Annotated in this window: 12 protein-coding genes; 6 read left to right on the top strand and 6 right to left on the bottom strand. The window is 73.4% G+C overall.

The window, feature by feature from the left end; all coding sequences use genetic code 11:
- Positions 1-20: 20 nt before the first annotated feature.
- From AB0395_RS17785 to AB0395_RS17765, 5 genes are all read left to right on the top strand, one after another.
- On the top strand, positions 21-1,148 hold the full coding sequence (locus tag AB0395_RS17785; RefSeq protein ID WP_366281771.1) for an exonuclease SbcCD subunit D: 1,128 nt from the start codon (positions 21-23) through the stop codon (positions 1,146-1,148).
- Positions 1,149-5,207 carry an AAA family ATPase gene (locus AB0395_RS17780; RefSeq protein ID WP_366281769.1) on the top strand — a complete coding sequence of 1,353 codons (4,059 nt, stop codon included), beginning with the start codon at positions 1,149-1,151 and terminating at the stop codon, positions 5,205-5,207.
- Between the two features lie 197 nt (positions 5,208-5,404).
- The gene (locus AB0395_RS17775; RefSeq protein WP_366281768.1) at positions 5,405-5,977 is read left to right on the top strand and encodes a helix-turn-helix domain-containing protein; all 573 of its coding nucleotides are present in this window, start codon (positions 5,405-5,407) and stop codon (positions 5,975-5,977) included.
- A 149-nt stretch (positions 5,978-6,126) separates the two neighbouring features.
- Positions 6,127-6,438 carry a helix-turn-helix transcriptional regulator gene (locus AB0395_RS17770; protein WP_366281766.1) on the top strand — a complete coding sequence of 104 codons (312 nt, stop codon included), beginning with the start codon at positions 6,127-6,129 and terminating at the stop codon, positions 6,436-6,438.
- Positions 6,435-7,595 carry a hypothetical protein gene (locus AB0395_RS17765; protein WP_366281764.1) on the top strand — a complete coding sequence of 387 codons (1,161 nt, stop codon included), beginning with the start codon at positions 6,435-6,437 and terminating at the stop codon, positions 7,593-7,595. Before AB0395_RS17770 ends, AB0395_RS17765 begins: the two co-directional genes overlap by 4 nt.
- Positions 7,596-7,718: 123 nt before the next feature.
- Here the strand turns inward: AB0395_RS17765 and AB0395_RS17760 are convergent, their stop codons facing one another.
- The 4 genes from AB0395_RS17760 to AB0395_RS17745 form a co-directional block, all read right to left on the bottom strand.
- Positions 7,719-9,071 carry a threonine/serine exporter family protein gene (locus AB0395_RS17760; RefSeq protein WP_366281763.1) on the bottom strand — a complete coding sequence of 451 codons (1,353 nt, stop codon included), beginning with the start codon at positions 9,069-9,071 and terminating at the stop codon, positions 7,719-7,721.
- A 194-nt stretch (positions 9,072-9,265) separates the two neighbouring features.
- Positions 9,266-12,706 (bottom strand): chromosome partitioning protein ParA, encoded by a 3,441-nt coding sequence (locus AB0395_RS17755; RefSeq protein WP_366281761.1) that lies wholly within the window; start codon positions 12,704-12,706, stop codon positions 9,266-9,268.
- Positions 12,707-12,711: 5 nt separating this feature from the next.
- Positions 12,712-14,031, bottom strand: a complete 1,320-nt coding sequence (locus tag AB0395_RS17750; RefSeq protein ID WP_366281760.1) for a hypothetical protein — start codon at positions 14,029-14,031, stop codon at positions 12,712-12,714.
- Complete coding sequence (locus AB0395_RS17745; RefSeq protein WP_366281759.1) at positions 14,021-15,238, bottom strand: hypothetical protein; 1,218 nt, start codon at positions 15,236-15,238, stop codon at positions 14,021-14,023. The genes AB0395_RS17750 and AB0395_RS17745 overlap by 11 nt, the downstream gene beginning before the upstream one ends.
- Positions 15,239-15,652: 414 nt before the next feature.
- Between AB0395_RS17745 and AB0395_RS17740 the strand changes: the two genes are divergently transcribed.
- A complete protein-coding gene (locus AB0395_RS17740) occupies positions 15,653-16,309 on the top strand; it encodes a response regulator transcription factor (protein WP_366281757.1) in 657 nt (218 codons plus the stop codon).
- On the opposite strand, the gene AB0395_RS17735 is transcribed toward AB0395_RS17740, so the two are convergent.
- Together AB0395_RS17735 and AB0395_RS17730 are read right to left on the bottom strand one after the other, a co-directional pair.
- Positions 16,269-18,386 (bottom strand): prolyl oligopeptidase family serine peptidase, encoded by a 2,118-nt coding sequence (locus AB0395_RS17735; RefSeq protein WP_366281755.1) that lies wholly within the window; start codon positions 18,384-18,386, stop codon positions 16,269-16,271. The genes AB0395_RS17740 and AB0395_RS17735 overlap by 41 nt on opposite strands.
- Positions 18,383-20,116: an ABC transporter ATP-binding protein gene (locus AB0395_RS17730; protein WP_366281753.1), complete on the bottom strand. Its 1,734-nt coding sequence runs from the start codon at positions 20,114-20,116 to the stop codon at positions 18,383-18,385. The genes AB0395_RS17735 and AB0395_RS17730 overlap by 4 nt, the downstream gene beginning before the upstream one ends.
- Positions 20,117-20,250: the final 134 nt, after the last annotated feature.

Raw genomic sequence — 20,250 nt, 5'->3', positions numbered from 1 at the left:
GCCTGTTAGCTTCAAGTGACATGCGAGTGCTCCATACTTCGGACTGGCATCTGGGCCGTTCGTTCCACCGCGAGAGCCTCTTGGGCGCCCAGGAGGTCTTCATCGACCATCTGATCGAGACGGTCAGGGCGGAACGGGTCGACGTGGTCGTCGTCTCCGGTGACGTCTATGACAGGGCGCTGCCCTCGGTCGACGCGGTCGAGCTGTGCAACCAGGCTCTGCAACGGCTGGTCGCCGAGCGCGTGCGCACCGTGCTGATCAGCGGCAACCATGACTCCGCGCGCAGGCTCGGGTTCGGCGCGGGCCTGATCGACGCGGCGGGCGTCCACCTGCGCACCGATCCCGGGCGGGTCGGCGAGCCCGTGGTCGTCGAGGACGTGGCGTTCTACGGCATCCCCTACCTGGAGCCCGAGCTGGTGCGCGGCCCGTGGGAGCTGCGCGAGCGCACCCACACCGCCGCGATCGAGCACGCCATGTCCCTGATCCGCGCGGACCTTGCGCTCCGGGGGCCCCGCTCCGTCGTTCTCGCCCACGCGTTCGTCACCGGGGGGCAGTCCAGCGAGAGCGAGCGCGACATCAGCGTCGGCGGCGTCGCGAATGTCCCGCTCTCGGCGTTCGACGGCGTCGACTATGTGGCGCTCGGCCACCTGCACGGCCGCCAGCGGATGAGCGAGACCGTGCGTTACTCCGGCTCCCCGATCGCCTACTCCTTCTCCGAGGAACGCCAGGTGAAGGGGTCCTGGCTGGTGGACATCGACTCCGAGGGGCGGGTGAGCGCGGAGTTCGCCGAGGCCCCCGTCCCGCGGCGGATCGCCAGGATCAGCGGCCGCCTCGACGATCTGCTCGGCTCCGCCGATCACGCCCGCTACGAGGACCACTGGCTCCAGGTGACGCTGACCGACCCGGTCAGGCCGAAGGGCGCCATGGAACGCCTCAGATCCCGCTTCGAGCACACCCTCAGCCTCTCCTTCGAGCCCGAGGGCGGCGTCGGGGAGACGGTGGCGCGGCCGAGGCTGGCCGGAAGACCGGAGATCGAGGTGGCGCTCGACTTCGTCCGGGAGGTGCGGGGCGAGGCGGCCGACACCGAGGAGACCCGCCTGCTCCAGGATGCCGTCGAGGCCTGTCGCGTAAAGGAGGCGATGGCGTAGATGCGCCCGCACCGTCTGTGGATCAACGCGTTCGGCTCCTTCCCCGGGGAGGAGGAGGTGGATTTCGAGGCCCTCGCGGAGGCGGGGCTGTTCCTGATCCACGGCCCGACCGGCGCGGGCAAGACCACCGTGCTGGACGCGCTCTGCTACGCCCTGTACGGCAGGGTGCCCGGCAAGCGTGACAGTGCCAAGAGTCTGCGCTGCGATCACGCGCCACCCGGCAGGGGACCGTCCGTGGCGCTGGAGGCCACCATCAGGGGACGGCGGCTGAAGATCAGCCGATCGCCCGCCTGGCAACGCCCCAAGCTCAGGGGAGAGGGCACGACCAGGGAGAATGAGAAGGCGCTCGTCCAGGAGCTCACCCCCTCCGGGGAGTGGATCGGGCTGACCACGCGGGTCGATGAGGCTGGGGATCTGATCGGCACCCTGCTGGGTATGAACGCCGACCAGTTCTTCCAGGTCGCGATGCTGCCGCAGGGAGACTTCGCCAGGTTCCTGCGCGCCGACGGCGAGGACCGCCGCAGGGTCCTGGAACGCCTGTTCTCCGTGAAGGTCTACGCCGCCGCGGAGTCCTGGCTCGCGGACAAGCGGACCGAGGCCCATCGCGAGCAGCAGGCCCTGCGCAAGGAGGTGGACTTCGCCGTCAAACGCCTCGAGGAGGCGGCGGGCCCCGACCTCCTCGCGATCCTGGCCGGTGACGGCGCCGAGGACGCAGCCGGTGAGGCGGAGAACACGGCTGAGAGCACGGCTGAGAGCACAGCTGAGAGCACAGAGAACCCCGAGCACGCCGAGGACGTCACCTCAGCGGCCGCAGGCACACCCGCCGCGGAGCGCACCGGACTCCCGCAGGCGGTCTCCGCCGAGGACGACCCGCTCGGGTGGGCCGCCGAGCTCGAGCGGCTCGCCGCAGAAGCGGCGGCCAGGGTGAGCCAGGACTCCACCGGCGGGCAGGAGGCGGTACGGCAGGCACGCGCCAGACTGGAGCACGGCGCCGCGCTGGCCGATCGGCGCCGCCGCCACGCCGAGGCGCTGACACGCGACCGGGTGCTCGAGGAGACCGCTGAGGAGCGGGCGGATCTGGAGCTCCTCCTCGCGGAGGCGGCCAGAGCGGCCCGGGTGCTGCCCATGATCCAGGCGACCGAGCAGCGGGCCGAGGCCGCGACCAAGGCCCGCAGGTTGGCCGCCGACGCCGTCGCCCGCGCGCTTCCCCTTGTGGAGACCGAGCCGGCCGCCCCCGGCCGGCCGTTCCCGCGGGGCGCGGACGACGCCGTCACCGGCCACCGGTGGGTTTCCCCGGAGCGGCTGGCCGCGATGGCGCGCGACCGCCAGGACGAGATCACCAGGCTGGGGGAGCTGCGCGCGGAGGAACCACGCCTGCTGAGGATCGTCCAGGAGCGTGAGCTGGTCATCCGGGAGATCACCGAGCTGAGCGCCCGCCAGAGTGTGACCGACGCCCGTCTCGCGGTCCTTCCCGGCCTCCGGCACGACGTCGAGACCCGTCTTTCCGCCGCCCGCCTTGACGCGGCCCGCATCCCGGCCGCCGAGTCGATGGAGGAGACCGCGGCCGCCCGCCTGCGAGGCGCGGAACGACGTGACGGCCTGGCCGCCGGGCTGGCCACGGCACGACAGGGCTTGGCGGTCGCGCTGTCCTCGCTGCCCGACTCGCCCGCTGACGTGGATGAGGCCGTGACGCCCGGATCCTCGGAGCCGAAGCCCCGCCTGGACGAGGCCGTGTCCGGGACGATCCCGGCAGCGGACGAGGGGCGGATCCACGGGCTGCTGGTCTCGTGGGAACGGGAACGCGGGCAGGAGCTCGCCGGGCTGGAAGGAATGCGGGGCGACGAGGCCAGGCTCGCCGAGCTGGCGGGGCTGCTCGCCGGGCTCGACGCCGAGCTCACCGCGGCGGCGGAGCGGGAGGAGACGCTCAGGGAGCGGCAGGAGGAGCTGCCCGCCAGGCTCGCCGAGGTTTTGGCCGGATTGGCCGAGGCCAGGGCCAAAGCGGCGGAGATCCCCGAGACGCGGGCGCGGGCGGAAGCCGCGGCCAACCGGCTCGACGCCGCCAGGCGGCGTGACGCCCGCCGAGCCGAGCTGGAGACCGCGAGGTCGGCCCAGGCGGAGGCCGTCGATCTCGCCCAGCGGCTCCGTGACCGCCACCAGGACCTCCGTCAGGCCAGGATCGACGGCATGGCCGCCGAGCTCGCGGCCAAGCTCGTCCCCGGCGAGCCCTGCGCGGTCTGCGGCTCACCGGAGCACCCGGCCCCGGCCGCTCAGGCTCCGCTGGCCCCGACCGCCGAGGACGAACGCGCGGCCCAGAGCGCCTACGACGCTGCCGCCGAGCGGCGCGGAGCCGCGGAGAACACCGTCACGGCCCTGGCCTCCCGCCTGGAGGAGGCCCTCGCCGTCGCGGGAGACCTGACCGCGCAGCAGGCTCAGGAGATCCTCGACGAGGCGAGGCGGGAACTGGCCGGACTGGTCGCCGAGGCGGACGAGGAGACCGCGCTCGCCGAGGAGGCCGACCACGTCGCGGCCGAGCTGGACGAGGTGAGAACCAGGGCGGCTGACACCGCACGGCTGCTGGCGGAGGACCGTGCCCGGCAGGCCGGATGGCGCGCCGAACACGACCGGCTCGGCGCCCGCCTCGACGCGGCCCGCGGCGCCGACGCCACGGTCCAGGCCCGCAGGGACCGCCTGGTGAGGGAGACCGCCCTGCTGAATACGGCGATCGACGCGGCCACCCGCGTCGTCGAACTGGCGGCGGCCCATCGTGAGGCGTCAGAGGGAACCGACATCACCACGGAGCTCGCGGCGCAGGAGCTCCAGGCGGCACGGGCGGCGCTGGCCCTGCTGAGGGAGTCGGCGGGAGCAGAGCCGGGGCTGGCCGCAGAGGTCGGGCTGATCGTGGCCGAGCTTGGCGAGCTTGAGGAGCGCTCGCGCGAGCTCGCGGTCACGCTGGCCGCCCGCCGTACGAGCGAGGAACGGCTGACCGCGGACATCGAGCGGCTGGCCACGCGCATCGATGAGGCACGCGGCGAGGATCCGACCCTCGCCGCCAGGCTGGACCGGTTGGCGGACGAGGCCGGGCTGCTCACGGAAGCGGTCGAGGCCACCCGGCAGGAGCGGGTGACCGCGGCGGAGCTGGCGGCAGCCCAGGCGGCGGCGGGCGCCGCCGCCGTCGAGGCGGGTTTCCTCGGGACGGAGGACGCGCGCGCGGCGGTCCGTCCGCTCGCCGAGCAGGAGGAGAAGGCCGGACGGCTCCGCGAGCTCGAAAGAGAACGCACGGCGGTCGCCGCCGTGCTGTCCGACCCCGAGCTGATCGCCGCCGCGGCCGAGCCGGAGCCCGATCTCGACGTGCTGCGGGCCGAGCGTGACGCCGCCGACGCAGCGCAGGCCGATCTGCTGTCCGCCAGGAGCCAGGCGGAGACCCGGCTCGCCAGGCTGGTCGCGCTCCGCGCCGAGCTGACCGGGTGCCTGGAGCGCTGGCGCCCCGCGCAGCAGCGGCACCGCGTCGCAGACGGCCTCGCGGCCCTGACCGGCGGGACCTCGGGGGACAACCGGTGGAAGATGCGCCTGTCCGCCTACGTGCTCGGCGAGCGTCTGCGCCAGGTGGTCGACTCGGCCAACGCACGGCTCGACCGCATGTCGGGCGGGCGCTACCTCCTCGAACACGACCTTGGCCGTGTCGCGGGCGACCGGAGCCGGTCGGGGGGCGGGCTCGGCCTGCGGGTCCTGGACGGCTGGACCGGAGTCGGCCGCGATCCCGCGACGCTTTCCGGCGGCGAAAGCTTCATCACCTCGCTGGCGCTCGCCCTCGGCCTGGCCGACGTGGTCAGCGCGGAGGCCGGGGGAGTGGAGCTCGGCACGCTCTTCATCGACGAGGGCTTCGGCACCCTCGACGAGGACACCCTCGACAACGTGCTGGACATCCTCGACGGCCTGCGTGACGGCGGCAGGGCCGTCGGCATCGTCAGCCACGTCGCCGAGCTGCGCACCCGGGTCCCCGCGCAGCTGCGCGTCCGCAAGGAACGCAGGGGCTCGACCCTCTCGGTCTCGGCGCCATGACCTCAGGGCGTAACGCCGGGATTGTGACGTGTCGAGGGGGTCACGCGGCGCCCGGCCGCCAGAGGAGCCGCTCAACGCCGGGGAGCGGCTCCTCGGGAACGACGGTCATGGCCGGTACCGTCGGTGGCGGGATAACCTATTCGGAGGAAGACTCCGCTAATTGCGCGGAGGCTGCCTCCGAGCAGCGAGGAGCCAAGGTGACGACCACTCAACGGCCCATGCGCGCCGATGCGCGCCGTAACTACGAGCGGTTGCTCGCCGCCGCCGGGGCGGCCTTCGCCGAGCAGGGCACGGAGGCGTCCCTCGAGGACGTCGCGCGTGCGGCCGAGGTCGGCATCGGCACCCTCTACCGGCACTTCCCCACCCGCAGGGCGCTGCTGGAGGCGGTGCTCCACGACGGTGTCGTCACTCTCGACGTGCGGGCTCGCGAGCTGCTGGAGTCGGACTCCCCCGAGGAGGCGCTCCTGGAGTGGATGCGTCATCTGGTAGTTCACACCACCGCCTACCGGGGTCTGGCCGCGACGCTGATGAGCAGCATCCGCGATCCGGGGTCGGAGCTGTATGTCTCGTGCCAGACGATGCGCAGCAGCAGCGCCAGGTTGCTCGCCGCCGCCCAGCGCGCGGGCGCGATCCGCCACGACGTCACCGACGCCGACCTGATCAAGCTCGTCAACGCGATCGCCTGGGCGGGCGAGCACGGTGACGACGACGCCGAGCGCCTCCTCGGCCTGATGATGGACGGCCTGCGGGTGAGGTACGAACGATCGTGAAGACCGGTTCGTCGGCGGGCGTGCCTGTTCTCCGGTGACGAGGCGGTGAGGGCCGGGTTTCCCGGAAGCCCGGCGTGAGGGCCGGATCTTTCGAGTTCCGCGGTCCCCTCCCTCTTTCCGATGAAAGTCTATATAGGTAGAGTTTCAGTGTGACCAGGACCAGGCGCCCCTCTCCCCAGACCGTCGCGGTGCTGCGCGCCCTGGCCGCGGATCCGTCCGCGTGGCGCTACGGCTACGAGCTCGGCCGCCAGGTCGGCCTCAAGGCGGGTTCGCTGTATCCGATCCTGATCCGCCTGGCCGACCGGGAAATGCTCGAAACCTCCTGGGAGCCCGATCCGCCGCAGGGGCGCCCGCCCAGGCATCTGTACCGGCTCACCGGTGCGGGACGCCTGCTGGCGGCCGAGGTCACGCCGGAGCCGGACGGGATCGGCGCCCAGGGCGAACCACGGAGTGCCTGGTGAGCCGCCCGCGCCGACGAGGCGCGGCGGAAACGCTCCTGGCCCTGGCGACGTGGATCCTGCCCGCGCGCCGCCACGACTGGGGCCTCGCCATGCGCGCGGAGTTCCTCGGGCTCGAAGGAGGTCGCGACCGCACGCGCTTCGCGCTCGGTTGCGTCCGGACGGCGCTGCTGCAGGCGGTGACGCGACGCGCCGTCGGACATCTGACGGGAACGGCCGCCGCCGTCGCGCTGGTGCTGGCCGGTGGGATCGCCTCCCCTGTCGTCGAAGCGGAAGTTCTCTCACTGGTGCTGGTCATGGCGTCGCTGGCCTGGCTGGCGGGCAGGCCAGGCCTGTTCGGCCCGACAGGGCGCTCCAGGGCGGCGCTGTTGACACGGGCCTGCGGCTATGTCGTGGCGGGCACGTACCTGCTGGTGACCGTCGTGGACAACCGGGGCCCTCAGATCCTGGAGCCGGGAGCGGGCGTGCCGCTCGGCATGGTCACTTTCGCGCTCTACGCCGCTGTGCTGCTGGCCATGACCGCTCGTGACTCCGCCGCCGGCCCGGTCTGCCTGGCTTCCGGCGCCGGCGCGGGCCTCGTGGCGGGCCCGGCGTGCTTCATGCTCGTGCCCTTCGAGCGCGTCCTGCCGCCGCTCGCCGACAGCCTGCCGGGACACGGCCTGTGGCTGGCGGCGATCGTCGTGGGAGCGCCGGGGGCGGCGATGCTGACGACCGCTCTGCGCACCGGCAGCGTCAGGCAGGCCGTCGTGGCCGCGCTGTACGGCGGCGCGGTCTGCGCCGCGCTGGTCTCCCTGCTGGGTTACGGGGCCTTCCTGCTCTTTCCCGATCGGATGCCGGGCATCGTCCCCCTCAATGCGGGCTCGCCCGCCGTCCGGCACGCCCTGGACCGCTTAGAAGCGGGCGACGAGTACGTGGCGGGTCTGATCTGGGGCAGCCTGCTCGTCGCCGTGCTCGGTGCCCTGGTCCGCCGGGCCGTACGGACCAGGACCGTCGTCCTGCGGGCGGCGACCCTCTGCGTGGCCGCCCTCGCCCCGCTCTGCGCCGCGGCCGCAGACACGTCCGCGGCGGTCCTCGCCGTGGCCGCCGCGATCGTCCTCGGAATGCTCACCCTCGCCACCACCTGGCCCGCAGGCGCGCCGGCCCCGCGTCTGAGCCCGTGACCCAGCGGCCTCGGCCGCCCTCCCGCCAGCCCTTTCGCCGACACCGGTGGGGACCGGCGGCGTGCGGGAACTCGCCCATCGAGCATCGGGCGTCTCTGACGCGCCGCCGGCATGCCGTACCGGTCAGTATCCGCGGGTACGGCGGGCCGCGGGGCGGCTGATGAACGGCCCGCGGACGCGGCGGGCACCCTGCCGTCTGACCCGCTTGGTCAGGTCGGAACCGGTGACCGCGCGCAGGATCTCCGAACCGAGGATGACCCCCGCGCCCAGGGCGAGAGCGGTCGAGAGAGCCTGGAGCAGACTCTCCTGGCCCGCGCTCCGGTGGCCGAGACTGACTTCGAGCATGCCCCGGTAGAGCGCGGTTCCCGGCAGCAGCGAGCCGATCGCCGGAATCGTGATCACCATCGAGGGCACCCGGGCACGCAGGGCGTACGCACTGCCGAACAGCCCGACGACCGCCGCGGAGATGGCCGTTGCCAGGATGATCGGGACCTGCCAGATGTGCAACTGCACGAAGACCACCCAGACCGCCGCGCCGCCGGCCGCCGCCGGGATCAGGTGACGGGGCGGCACGAGCAGGGCGACGGCGAACGACAGCGTCACCCCGACCGCGCCGAGCAGCTGCTCGGGCCTGATCAGCAACGGCGCGGCGGGCACGTCCTCCACGGTCAGCGGCACACCGAGGCGGACGGCCGCGTACAGCGTGATGCCGATACCCGAGACGATCGCGGCCAGGATGAAGAAGATCTCGAACAGCCTGCCGGTCGCCGTGACGTACTCGCCCGCGATGCCGTCCTGCACGCAGGCCACCATCGGGCGCCCCGGCAGCAGCGCGACGACGGCGCCGACCACCACGGCCTCCGCCCGCACCGGCGCGCCGATCGAGACCATCAGCACGGCTACCAGTGAGCCGAGTATCGCCGCGACCGCGAGCTGGAAGAACTCCGCCACCCCGCGCCTGGCCAGCCAGGCGCCGGCGCGGTCGCCGAGCACGGTCGCGGCGAACGCGGCCACCGCGACCAGCACGCCACCGCCGACCAGGATGCTCGCGGAGGAGGCGATGAGCGCGAGCGACGTGATCAGGAACCAGTCGGGGTAGACCCGCACCCGCCGGGTGATCTTCCGCAGCCGGGCCTCGGCCTCCTCGAGCGGCACCGTCCCGCCCGAGGTCTCCCTGACCATCTCGTGGACCGCGATCAGCCGGTCGTAGTCGGGCAGCCTGCGCCGTACCCGGCGTTCCGCGGTGACGGGGACGCTTCCGTCAGAGGGGACGTGCGACAGCGTGATGGCCGACAGGTTGACGTCCGCCTCGCAGTGCGGAACGCCGTAGGCGTTGGTGATCCTGCGCATGGTGCCGGCGACCGTCTCGGTGGCCTCGCCGCTGCCGAGCAGCAGCTCGCCCACGCGCAGCGCCAGCGCCATGGCCCGGTAGAGGTCGTGCTTGGCGGGTGTCCGACCCAGTGGCGACGCCGACACCGATCTCCCTGACCTTCCCGACCTCTACCGGCCCGCGCTACCGCCGGTCCGCACTTCCTGCCGACTGCCGAGATTATCCCTTCACCGGCTGTTCCCCCACCGACGGCCCGCTCACCGCGGCGGCCTGCGACGGAGGTTCACCCCACTCGCCGCACGGGTTCACCCGCATCACCACGGGGGTTCGTCGCGCGGGTTCACCTGCTCACCGCCGAGGCGAGCGCGCGCACGCGCTCCGTGTGGTCGTCATGACCGATGATCACCGGCGGCTCGTTGTACGGCATGGCGTCAGAGGAGCGGCGCAGCTTGATGTACTGTCCGCAGGCGTCGACCGCGTACGGCTCCATGTCGTCCTGGAGCGCGCCGATCACCGTGATCCCGTAGGTCTCGCCGATCCTGCGGAACAGCGCGACGGCCTCCCTGCGGTGCTCCTTGCCCAGGTTGCGGCCCAGCTCGTCCAGGACGAGACACAGATGGCCGCCGCCGGACGATGCGATCGCCGCCGCGCAGACCAGCTTGACCGCCTTCTCGTCCATCAGCGCCGTGTTCGCCCGCCGGTTGTACGGTACGAAGCCCTGGCCCTCCCCCCTGCGCCACTTGGGGGTGACCCGCCACGCCCAGCGCTGCTCCGGGTCGGCCGGCGCGGGCGGCACCGGGAACTCCAGCGCCGCGCCGTAGCCGCCGTAGGAGGTGTCCAGCTTGTCGAACTCCTCGGCGACCCGGGTGAGCCGCGCCTTGATCGCCGCGCTCAGCGCGGCCCGGTGCACGGCGGTCGACTGCGCGGCCTCCTCGGCGCCCTTCGCCGCGGCCGTCAGGTCCCGCTGCCTGGTGGCGAGCTGGGTCTCGATCTGGCGGCGCTGGTGGCGTTCGTATTCCTCCTGGCCGCGAAGGTAGGACGCCAGCGCCGCGCAGATGCCGGGGAACGTCGCCTGTTCGCGGGCGGTCCGCCCCGCGCCGGGCTCGGCCCGCTGCCGGACCAGGAACCCCAGCTCCTCGGGCATCTCGTCGTCCTCACCGGGGAAGGTGTCGCGCAGCGCCTCGTCCAGGCGGCGCTCCGCCGCCCGCCACCACTCCTCGGCCGTCAGCGGAAGCTCCTGCTCAGCCAGTGCCGCCAGCCACTGCCCGGCTCCCTCGGTCGTTCCGCCCCAGTCGGCGGCCAGCGCGTCCATCCCGAGCGCCTGCCGCTCCGCCGCGATCCTGGCCGCCTGCTCCGCGGCCTGGTCGCGCTCCGTCTCGTGTCTCGCCCTGCGCCCCTCAAGGCGCTCGATCTCCATGTTCCTGGTCCTGGAACGGAAGTCGAGCGTGCTCGCCCGCCGCTCCGCCTCTCCCACCTTCGGCCCGACCTCCGCCAGCGCCTCGGTGAGCTCGGTGAGCGTCACGCGCCGCTCGGCCATGCGCCGCTCGATGTCGGCCAGCCGCACGGCCGCCCTGGCCCCCTCCAGTCTCCGCCCTGCCTCGGTCACCCCGTCCTCCGCGGCCCGCACCGCCGCCGCGGCCGTCTCCTGGGCGTCCCGCGCCCGGTGCAGCCGCAGCTCGGCGGCCTTGATCCGGGCCTCCCTGCCGGTCGCGACCGCCTCGAACGCCCCGACGACGGTGACGCCCGCCGCACTGACCAACACCGATCCCGGCAGCGCGGCCAGCGCCTCCGCCGCGGACGCCAGGTCGGCCGCGTCCACGATCACGGCGTGTTCCCCCGGCCATCCCCGGGCGCCCAGGACAGCCGCGACCGCCTGACCCGTCCGGCCCGGAGCGGTCTCCTCGTCGCGGGCCTGCTCGGCCACGTCGAGTGCGTCGAGCAGGCCGGTCGCCCCCACGCCCGCCGTGGCGAGCGCGTTGAGCTGGGCCGCCGCGGGACCGCCCTCCGCGTCGTCAAGCGCCGACCTGGCTCCCTCGACCTCGCGATCGGCCACGCCCAGCGCCTTGAGCGCCTCGTTGAGGCCGAGCCTGGCCTGGGCCAGCTCGGTCTCCGCGGTCCGTACGTCGCGGCCGTCCGCCAGCCGCCGCTGCTCCTCGAGACCGGGAATCTGCCCGCGCAGCTCGTCGACCGAGTTCTCCGCGACCGCACGGTCGGTGTCCAGCTTGGCCGCGCGCGCCTGCAGGGCGGCCAGCTCCTTGCGCGCCTGCGCCAGGCCGCGCTCCAGGGTGTCGTCCTTCAGGGTGGCGATCTCCGCCTTGACCTCGGCGACGGCCTCGGCCGCCTGCTCGCCAGACGCGCGCACTCGCTCCAGGTCGGCGGCGAACGCCTCGTCGCGCCTGGCGGCGTCGGCCAGCCTGCGCGCCAGGCGCCCGCGCCAGCAGCGCAGCCCCTCCGCCAGCCGTACCCTGGCCCGGTCACGCCGGTCGAAGGTCTCGAGCAGCGCCCGGGACTCGCCCTCGAACTCTCTGAGCAGCTCGACGGCCCGCGCCGCCCGCACCCGCTTGGCGTGCTCGTCGCGCCTGGCGTCCCGTTCCTGGTCCAGCTCGGTGTCCAGGCCGGTCAACGCGGCGATCGCCTCGAAGACCCGCTCAGGGGAGATCTCGTTGAGCGGCTGTGACAGCAGGTTCGTGGCGACCTTGCTCCGCACCGAGGTGGACAGGAACGAGACGCACCTGACCCGGTCGCCGTACAGGAACCTGGTCAGGTCACGCGCGACCACGTCCCTGCGCCCCGCGGAACGCGGGAGCGTCGCCCACAGCTGGTCCGCCCGCGTCACCCGCTCGGCCTCCGAGGCGGCGGAGGCGACGCACACCCCCTGGGTCCAGCGGATCTCCAGGTGCGGAGCCTCCTGGTTGACCCGCAGCCACACGGTCACCGCGTCGTCGAGCGTCTCGCCCGCCGCGTTCTGCGCGGTCGCGTCGGCGGCTTCCCGGGAGGTGCCCGCCACCGGGTTCCTCGCGGCTCCGTGTGCGGCTCCGTGCGCGGCGCCGGTGGTCGTGCCTGTTGTGGTGCCGGTTGTAGTGCCGGTTGTGGTGCCCTTCGGGGTGCCCGCTCCCGCGAAGACGCCCACGATGTATCCGTGGTCGGCACTGGCCCATGTCCTGCCGCCGCCGCCCGCGGCGAGCTCGGCGTTGAACAGCAGCTCGGAGACCGCCTTCGCGCCCGAGGCGAAACGCCACTGCTCGTCGCCGAGCAACGCGGTGATCATCGCGATGAACGAGGACTTGCCCGCGCCGTTCGAGTCCTTCGGCCCCGCGCCCGCGACCACGATCAGCGTGCCGGGCACGGTCGGCACCGGGTGGGTCGACAGCCTGGAGATGTTGACGGCCTGCACGGCGATCAGCACGCGGTCGCCGACCACGTTCTCGCTCGGCGCCGCGGCCCGGACCTCGACGGGCACCAGGCTGGCCTGGCTCCCGTGCTTCGCCTTCTCGGCGTCCACGCCCTCGGTCGTCCCGGCCGTCTGGCTTCCGTGCGTGTGCTTCGCCGTCTCGGTGCCCACGCCTTCGGTCGTCCCGGCCGTCTGGTTCCCGTGTGCGCGTTTCGCCTTCTCGGTGTCCGCGCCCACCCCGCCGGTCTGGTTTCCGGGCGTGAGCCTCGACGTCTCGACATCCCCGGCGGCGCTCGCCCGGCTCGTCCCGCCTGCCCCGCGCGCCCGGCTCCTCCCGCTGTCTCGCGAGCTCTCGGCGGACTGGTCCGGCTGCTCGGTCACCCCTGTCATTCCTTTCATCGGCGATTAGCTCTCACGGCCGCCGCCAGCGGGGTGTGCGGTCCCGCGGCGAGGATCAGCTCTTCCTGCAGGCGGCGTCTGGCCCGTGGGGTCAGCCGGTGGAACTGCGGTCCCGGAACATAACCCCCGGCCTCCTCTCCCGCCTTGACCTGGACGAGCAGGCCCGCATGGCGCAGCGTCCTCAGCGCCGCGTCCAGCTCGCCGACCGGCAGTCTGGTGTGCCTGCGCAGTTCGTCGGCCTGGGCGGGGAACGGCGACAGCCAGCTGTCGGCGGGCAGCAGGCCCTCCGCGCGGGGAATCGCCACCGAGTGGACCAGCACCAGCACCAGCACCGCGCGCTCGGCCTCTCCCAGGGGGGTGCCGGTCCGCGCGGCCGTCTCGTCGGCGTAGCCCGAGGTCCACGCCTCACGGTCCTGGACGAGGGTGCGGCCTCGCCGCCGCAGCATCTCCGCGAGCGTACGGCGCGGCGCCGGGTCGCGCAGCGCGGGAAACCGCGCCTCGTGCACCGGCTCGGCCGCGTGCTCGACCACCATGAAGGCCGCCACGATCTCGGCCCTGCGCCGCTCGTCGAACGGACCGAGCAGATCCTCGTCCACCCCGTCGGGGACGGCGACGCTCGCGGCCCCCTCGGCGGAGAGGTCCACGTCGCCGCCCGCGTCCTCGAGGCTCTCGCCGTCCGTGCCGTCTCCGCCGTCTCCGCCGTCTCCGCCGCCCGCGTGGTCGCCGTCGTCCCGGCCGTCCGCGGCCGTCTCCCGGCTCTCCACGGCCTCCCCGATGCTCTCCGGGACGGGTAGGACGTCCAGCCCGGGGGAGGCGTCGTCCCCCGAGGGGAGACGCCGTACCAGCTCTCTGAGCTGGGCGTGGGAGTCGGCGGGCCAGCAGGCGCAGCGGGGGCCGAGCCGTACGATCCCGGGGCCGACCTCGAGCCAGGCCGAGTCGTGCAGGCGGCGCAGCGCGCCGACCGCCCAGTTGCGCATGAGGTCGTCGCCGCGCCCGATCAGCGCCCGGTAGGCGGACAGCACGTCCTCGACCGGCGCGGGGGTCCCGGGCCAGGGGTCGGCGGTCAGGTCGGTCCAGCAACACTTCAGCGCCGCGGCCAGCACCCGCCTCGTCTCGCCCGACCGCTCGACGTTCACCGGTGCGACCTGGTATTCCTCCAGGAGGGACGGGGTCGCCCCGTCGGGCCAGGCGGGCAGTGCCGTGCCGGTCCCGTCGCCGCGGCCGAGCCGTGTCATCCCCGGAGGCGCGGGCTCGCCCGCCCCGAGCGCGAGGGGGCCGGTGGCCCTGGCCCGCGCGTGCGCCAGCTCAGGCGTCATGCCCCGTCCTTTCCAGGTGGCCGTGCGACAGCCAGGCCGGTTCGGCGTCCGGGTCCGCGGTGAGGGCGTCGGACCAGCGCAGCCGGTAGGGGGACTCGGGCCGCAGGTCGGCCGAGACGAGGTCGGCCAGCAGGCGGCGCGCCGAGACCCACTCGCCGTCCGCGGTGAGCAGCTCCTCGAGACGGGCGCTCGTGCGCCCCGCGAGCGCGGCCTCCGCGACGGAGGCGAGATGGTCGAGGCCGCCGCCACCGGGCTCATAGGAGTCGGCGGGGCCGGGATCGGGCAGCGCGGAACGCGGCGGCGTCGGCTGGGCCGGAGCGGGGCGGGGACTCTCGTCCACGGCCCTGACGATCGCCGCGGGGTCGTGCCACGGCGCCGGGGCGTCGAAGACGAACCCGTCGAGCACGGCGGCCAGCCGCTCCCTGGTCGCCGTCTGGGCGAAGGTCCGCCAGGTCTCCGCGGGCAGCAGGGTGAGGTTCCTGGTCGTGCCCGCGGAGTCGGCGAGGCGTCCCGCGGCGCGGCGGGAGGCGTCGCTGTAGGAGTAGATCGACGCGCGCAGCTCGGTGCAGGTCCGGTCGAGGTCGGGCCAGCGGGTGAGGATCGTGGCGTGCAGGCTCTGAGCCCTGCGGGCGATCTCCTCGGTACCCCAGAGCTTCGGAGCCTGCTCGCGCAGCTCCTCGATGGTGCCACTGGTCAGTGTGATCAGCTCGAGCGCCCACAGCCTGAAGGCCCGCGACAGGTTCTGCGCGCTGAGGCGCGCCTCCTCCATGGTCGTGCGCGGGTCGGCGACGTTGAGGTCCTCGAGGGCGAGCAGCCGGTGCATCTCCGACTGGCCGCCGTCGTCCATCATCCGCCGGATGAACATCAGCCCGACCACGCTGGTGAACGACGCGCGGTAGCGGAGCTGATTGGGCTTGGGGAACACCTCACGGATCGCGCCGAGCCCCTTGAGCACCCGCAGCCGGTTCTCGAACTGGTCCAGCGGGTAGGCCCGGCAGATGTGACGCATCTGTTCGTGTGTCAGCCACTCCTCACCCGCCTCGGCGAACGCCGCGAACAGCGTCTCGGCGATGTCGACCAGCGCGGGCTCGTCCACCACGGCGCCGCTGTCGCGCGCGAGCGCGGCGAACATCCGGCGGTAGGTGGCGAGCACGGCCTCCTCGGAGAGGGCCGAGTCGAGCGTGATCTCGTGGTTCGTCTCTGGCACGCGCCCTACCGTAAGGCTTACGCCCGACAATCACGGACCTGACGCCGCGCGGTGGCGCGTCCGAGCAGGTTGTCGCCGACATGTCACGGCGGGTCCAGGAAGCTGATCGTACGGCCCGCGAGGGGCCCACCGGTAAGGGCGCCGGACGATCACCGAGACCGGGGCGGTTCAGGAGCTCCGGTGAAACGTTTCACCAGAGCCGCGTCGCTCGCCGTGCACCGTCCTTCTGGTCGTTCGTATTCATGTCCCCGGGGGAGGCTTAATCCGCTCCTGTGGGGTACTCGTCTGGGTCATCCGGCTGACAAATGATTTCTGTGGGTAGCACAATGATTTCTGCGGGTAGCAGCCGGATTAACAGGGACACGACCGGATTAACAGGGACACGAGTACGCCGCCGAAAAGGGGACACGACCCGTGATAAGCGTCCTGATCGCCGAGGACATGCACCTCGTTCGTGGAGCGATGGTCGCCTTGCTTTCCGCCGAGCACGACATCAAAGTGATCGAGGAAGTCGGCCACGGTGACGACGTGGTGCCCTCCTGCCTTCGCGCCAGGCCCGACGTCGCCCTCATCGACATCGGGCTGCCCGGCACGGACGGCCTGGCCGCGGCCTTCGAGCTGAGCCGCAAGCTGCCCGCCTGCAAGACGGTCATGCTGACAGGTCTGGCGACGCCTGCGGCGCTGCGGCGGGCACTGGACGCAGGGGCGCGCGGGTTCGTCGTCAAGGATGCGCCCGCGGGGGAGCTCGCCGCCTGCGTGCGCCGGGTGGCGAGCGGCGAACGGGTCATCGACGCGGAGCTGGCCGTCGCCGCGCTCCACGCGAAGGAGAACCCGCTCACCGCGCGCGAGCTCGAGGTGCTCAAGGTCGCGGCCGAGGGCGAGCCGGTCAACGAGATCGCCAAGAGGCTTTTCCTCTCCTGTGGCACGGTCCGCAACTACCTGTCGCGGATTCTCGCCAAGATGGGGGCCAGGACCAGGGTCGAGGCGGTCACGATCGCCCAGGAGGCGGGCTGGCTGTGGCCCGAGGACATCAGGAAGATCGGTCTGATCCGTTACCGGAAGCGCATCTGACCCCGGATTCGTTACCGGAGGCGGGTCTGATCCCGGGGCCCGGCGCTCCTGGGCGATCGGCCAGATGAGAGCCCGGCACACCTGGACGATTCGCCAGCCCGGTGTGCCCGGCCAGAAAGGCCAGCATGTCGGCAGCCAGGCCGACCGACCGGCTGACCGCCCTGGACCCGTGTCCGACGTCGCCCTCGTGGCGCAGCACGATCGGTCGGGACCCCGAGGTCGCCCGCTGCAGCGCCGCGCACATCTTGCGGGCGTGCATGGGGTCGACCCGGGAGTCGCCGCCGAACGTGGCCAGCAGCGTCGCCGGATAGTCGACCCCGTCCTCGACCCGGTGATAGGGGGAGTAGCCCAGCAGCCAGCCGAGTTGCTCGGGGTCCTCGGCCGAGCCGTACTCGGAGCGCCACGAGGGGCCGAGCCCCGAGCGTTCGTAGCGGACCATGTCGAGCAGCGGAGCGGAGCAGACCGCGGCGGCGAACAACTCGGGGCGCTGTGTCAGCGCGGCGCCGACCAGCAGGCCGCCATTCGACTCGCCGCAGGCGCCCAGCTGCGCGGCCGTCGTCCAGCCCTCCGCGATGAGGTGCTCCGCCGCGGCTGCGAAGTCGTCGAAGACGTTCTGCTTGCGGCCGAGCATGCCCGCCCTGTGCCACTCCACGCCCTCCTCGCCACCGCCCCGCAGCTGGGCGAGCGCGAAGACCCCGCCCGCCTCGACCCAGGGCAGAACGTAACTGGAGTACGACGGGGTCAGCGGGCGCCCGAATCCGCCGTAGCCGTACAGGATCGTCGGCCTGGGCCCCGCGCCCGGACGGGCGAGCACGACCATTCGCACCGATGTGCCGTCCGCCGAGGTGTAGACGAGCCGGTGGGCCTCGAGCTCCGGCACCTCGACGGCACCCGGCGCCGCGGCCCAGAGCGAGGTGTGTCCCGTGCGCACGTCGTAGCGGTGCACGCTCCCGGGGGTGACGCTGTCGGTGTAGGTGAACCAGACCTCGTGGCCCCCCTCGGGACGGGTGGACATCCGCCCCGCCGAGCCGAGGCCGGGCAACGGGACCCGGCCGAGCCGCTCGCCGGTCGCCAGGTCGTGGACGCTGATCTCACTGGTCGCGTGCCGGGTCCAGCCGACCAGTAACGCCGGCCCCTCGGCGATCGCGAAGTCACCGATCACCGCCTCGGGATCCGGGCCGACCAGCTCGGTCCAGCCGTCCGGCTCCGGATGCCGCGGGTCGGCGACGCATAGGCGGCCCCGGGGCGCGCCCAGGGTGGTCAGCAGGTACAGGCGTCCGTCGGGGCCGACGGCGGGTACCGTGACCGTGCCCGTTCCCTCCTGGACCACCCGTAGCTCGGGCTCTTCCGCGGGCGCGGCGGACAGGTCGGCCAGCCACAGGTCGTTGCCGCAGGAGGCCGCCGCGGAGACCGTCAGCCAGCGGCCGTCCCCGCTGATCCCCAGGCCGTAGGACCGCTCGTCGCCGCAGATCACAGTGTCGTCCTCCGCGGGCATGCCGAGCCGGTGCAGGCAGACCCTGCGGGCGCGGACGTAGAAGAACGCCTTCCCGCCGGGCAGCCACGCCACCGGTGAGTAGCGGCAGCGGTCGATCGGCCCTTCGACGACCTCCCCGGTTCCGACGTCCATGACGTAGAGGCGTGAGTGCTCGTCACCGCTCCTGGACAGCTGGTAGGCCAGCAGGCGGCCCTCCATGTCCGGCTGCCAGTGGTCGAGCGTGGTCAGGCCACCGGGATCGAGCGCCCCCGGGTCGATCAACGCCCGCTCCGCCTCCCCGGGGGCGGCGGTGTGCAGGACGGGGTGCTCCTGCGCGGCCGTACGGCGCACGGAGAAGCGGCGCTCGCCGCGCCAGAGCGGCGGCCCGACCATTCCCGCCCCGGTGAGCCCGGCGACTCTGGCGTACCACCCGTCGCGTCCGGCCAGCGTCGCGGCGTGGCCGCGCCACAGCTCGTCCTGGGCCGCCAGCCAGCTCCGCGTCCCCGGACTCTCCTCATCCTCGAGCCACCGATAGGGGTCGGGTACGGCACGGCCGCCGAAGTGGTCGACGACCGGCTCCCGCTCGGCGGGCGGATAGATCATGGGACCAGCTCCTGTGTGTCCGACGGGTTCCAGTGGCCTGCCAGGTCCGCGTACGGCGGGCACGAGGCAAGCAGTTCCTCGTGCCCGCCGAACTGGACGCTTGTGCCGTCCATGACGAGGATCCGCCGTGCCCGTCTCGCCGAGGTCAGCCGGTGGGCGATGACCAGCAGCGTGCCGCCCCTGCGGGCGAACGCCTCCTCGGCCTTCGCCTCCGCGGCCGGATCCAGATGGCAGGTCGCCTCGTCGAGGATCACCAGGCGGGCCGGGGTCAGGTAGGCGCGGGCCAGGGCGACCAGCTGCCGCTCGCCGGGCGATAACAGTCCCGCGTGGATCTCGGCTGAGTAGCCGCCGAGCCGCGTGACCAGGGCGGTCAGGCCGACCACCGCCACCGCCTCCTCGACGGCATCCCGCTGCGCCTCGGCCAGGTAGGTCAGGTTCTCCAGGAGCGTGCCCCTGAAGACGTACGCCTCCTGGGGGATCAGCACCCGGCTCGCCGGATCGAGCCGTTCCGCGGGGACGCCACCGACCAGGACCCGTCCCGCGCCGGGGCGCAGCACTCCGGTGACGAGCGCGGCCAGCGTCGATTTGCCGATGCCGCTCGGGCCGACGACCGCGACGTGGTCGCCCTCGGGAACCGACAGGTCGAGACCGGAGATCACCGGCTCGGCGTGCGGCCCGTAGGCGAACGTCACGCCGCGCAGCTCGATCCCGGCGTCTCGTGGCGTGCTCCGCCCGGCCGCGGGGCGGGGCGGTCCGCCGGACCGCAGGACGCGTTCGAGCGCCACCCGCAGCTTGACCCCGCTCATCCCAAGCCCCTGTACGAGGTTGCCTAACGCGGGGGCGAGCGACTGGGTGACGTAGACCAGGGCGCCCAGGATCACCCCCGCCCCGGCTCCGTTGCGCACCAGCCAGGGGGTGCCCGCCAGAATCAGCAGCACCGGCAGCCAGGCGCCGACCGCGAGCGACGCGGTGCGCAGCGCGGTCACCCCGGCGAGCGAGCGCCCCGTCTGCGCCTGTCGCGTCACCTGGGCGCCGACCACGGCGGCCACCCGCTGCTCCGCCCGGCACGCCGTGATGTCGCGCAGCCCGCCCGCCATGGCGGCGAGCGACTCGGCGGTGCGCTCGTCCGCGAGGATGAAGTCCCGCTGCCGCCTGGCCAGCGCGGGCAGCGACAGCAGGAAGAGACACAGGCCCGCGAAGAACGGCGGCAGGACCAGCACGAGCACCTCGGGGGCGAGGGCACTCAGGCCGAGCACGACGCTCACCACGGTGAAGGCGAAGGACCTGACCACCGTGATGACCGAGGCGAGGGCGTCGCGGGCCAGCTCGACCTGAAGGTTGGACCGGGCGACCGCCGCGGTCGCCCGGCTGTGCCCCGCCGCGCCCGACTGACGCAGCGCGCTGCCGACGACGTGATCGAGCAACTCCTCGCGGAACGGCTCCACGATCGCGCCGACGGTGAGCACCACCTGGCGCGCACCGGCCGCCGCGACCAGCCAGGCACCGCACAGGAGGGCGAGCCAGGCGAAGCCGACGCCGGGCCTGCCCGCCGCGAAACCCTCATCGATCGCCCGCGCGACGGCCAGGCCGACCAGGAGCGCGGGCGCGGTCTCCGCGACGGACCAGGCGCAGAGTCCGAGCAGCAGGCGGCGGTCGCGCAGCAGCGCCCTGCGGACGGGACCGCGGCCCCGGATGCCGCCCCGCCGAGGGGTATGACGACGGCCCTTCACGAGGCACCCATCTGAAGCGGCATGTCTCCCCGGACAGGTCCGCCCGCTGCGGGCGAGGCGCTCGCCCCCCGCGGGACGTCCGCCGCGCACCAAGGGTCCGGGGGCGACCAGCGGTAAGCCCGGGAACGGGGCCC

This window comes from Streptosporangium sp. NPDC051023 (genome assembly GCF_040689595.1).
Classification (GTDB): domain Bacteria; phylum Actinomycetota; class Actinomycetes; order Streptosporangiales; family Streptosporangiaceae; genus Streptosporangium.
Note: the sequence above shows the minus strand (reverse complement) of the source record. Positions and strands in the feature narration are given on the sequence as shown.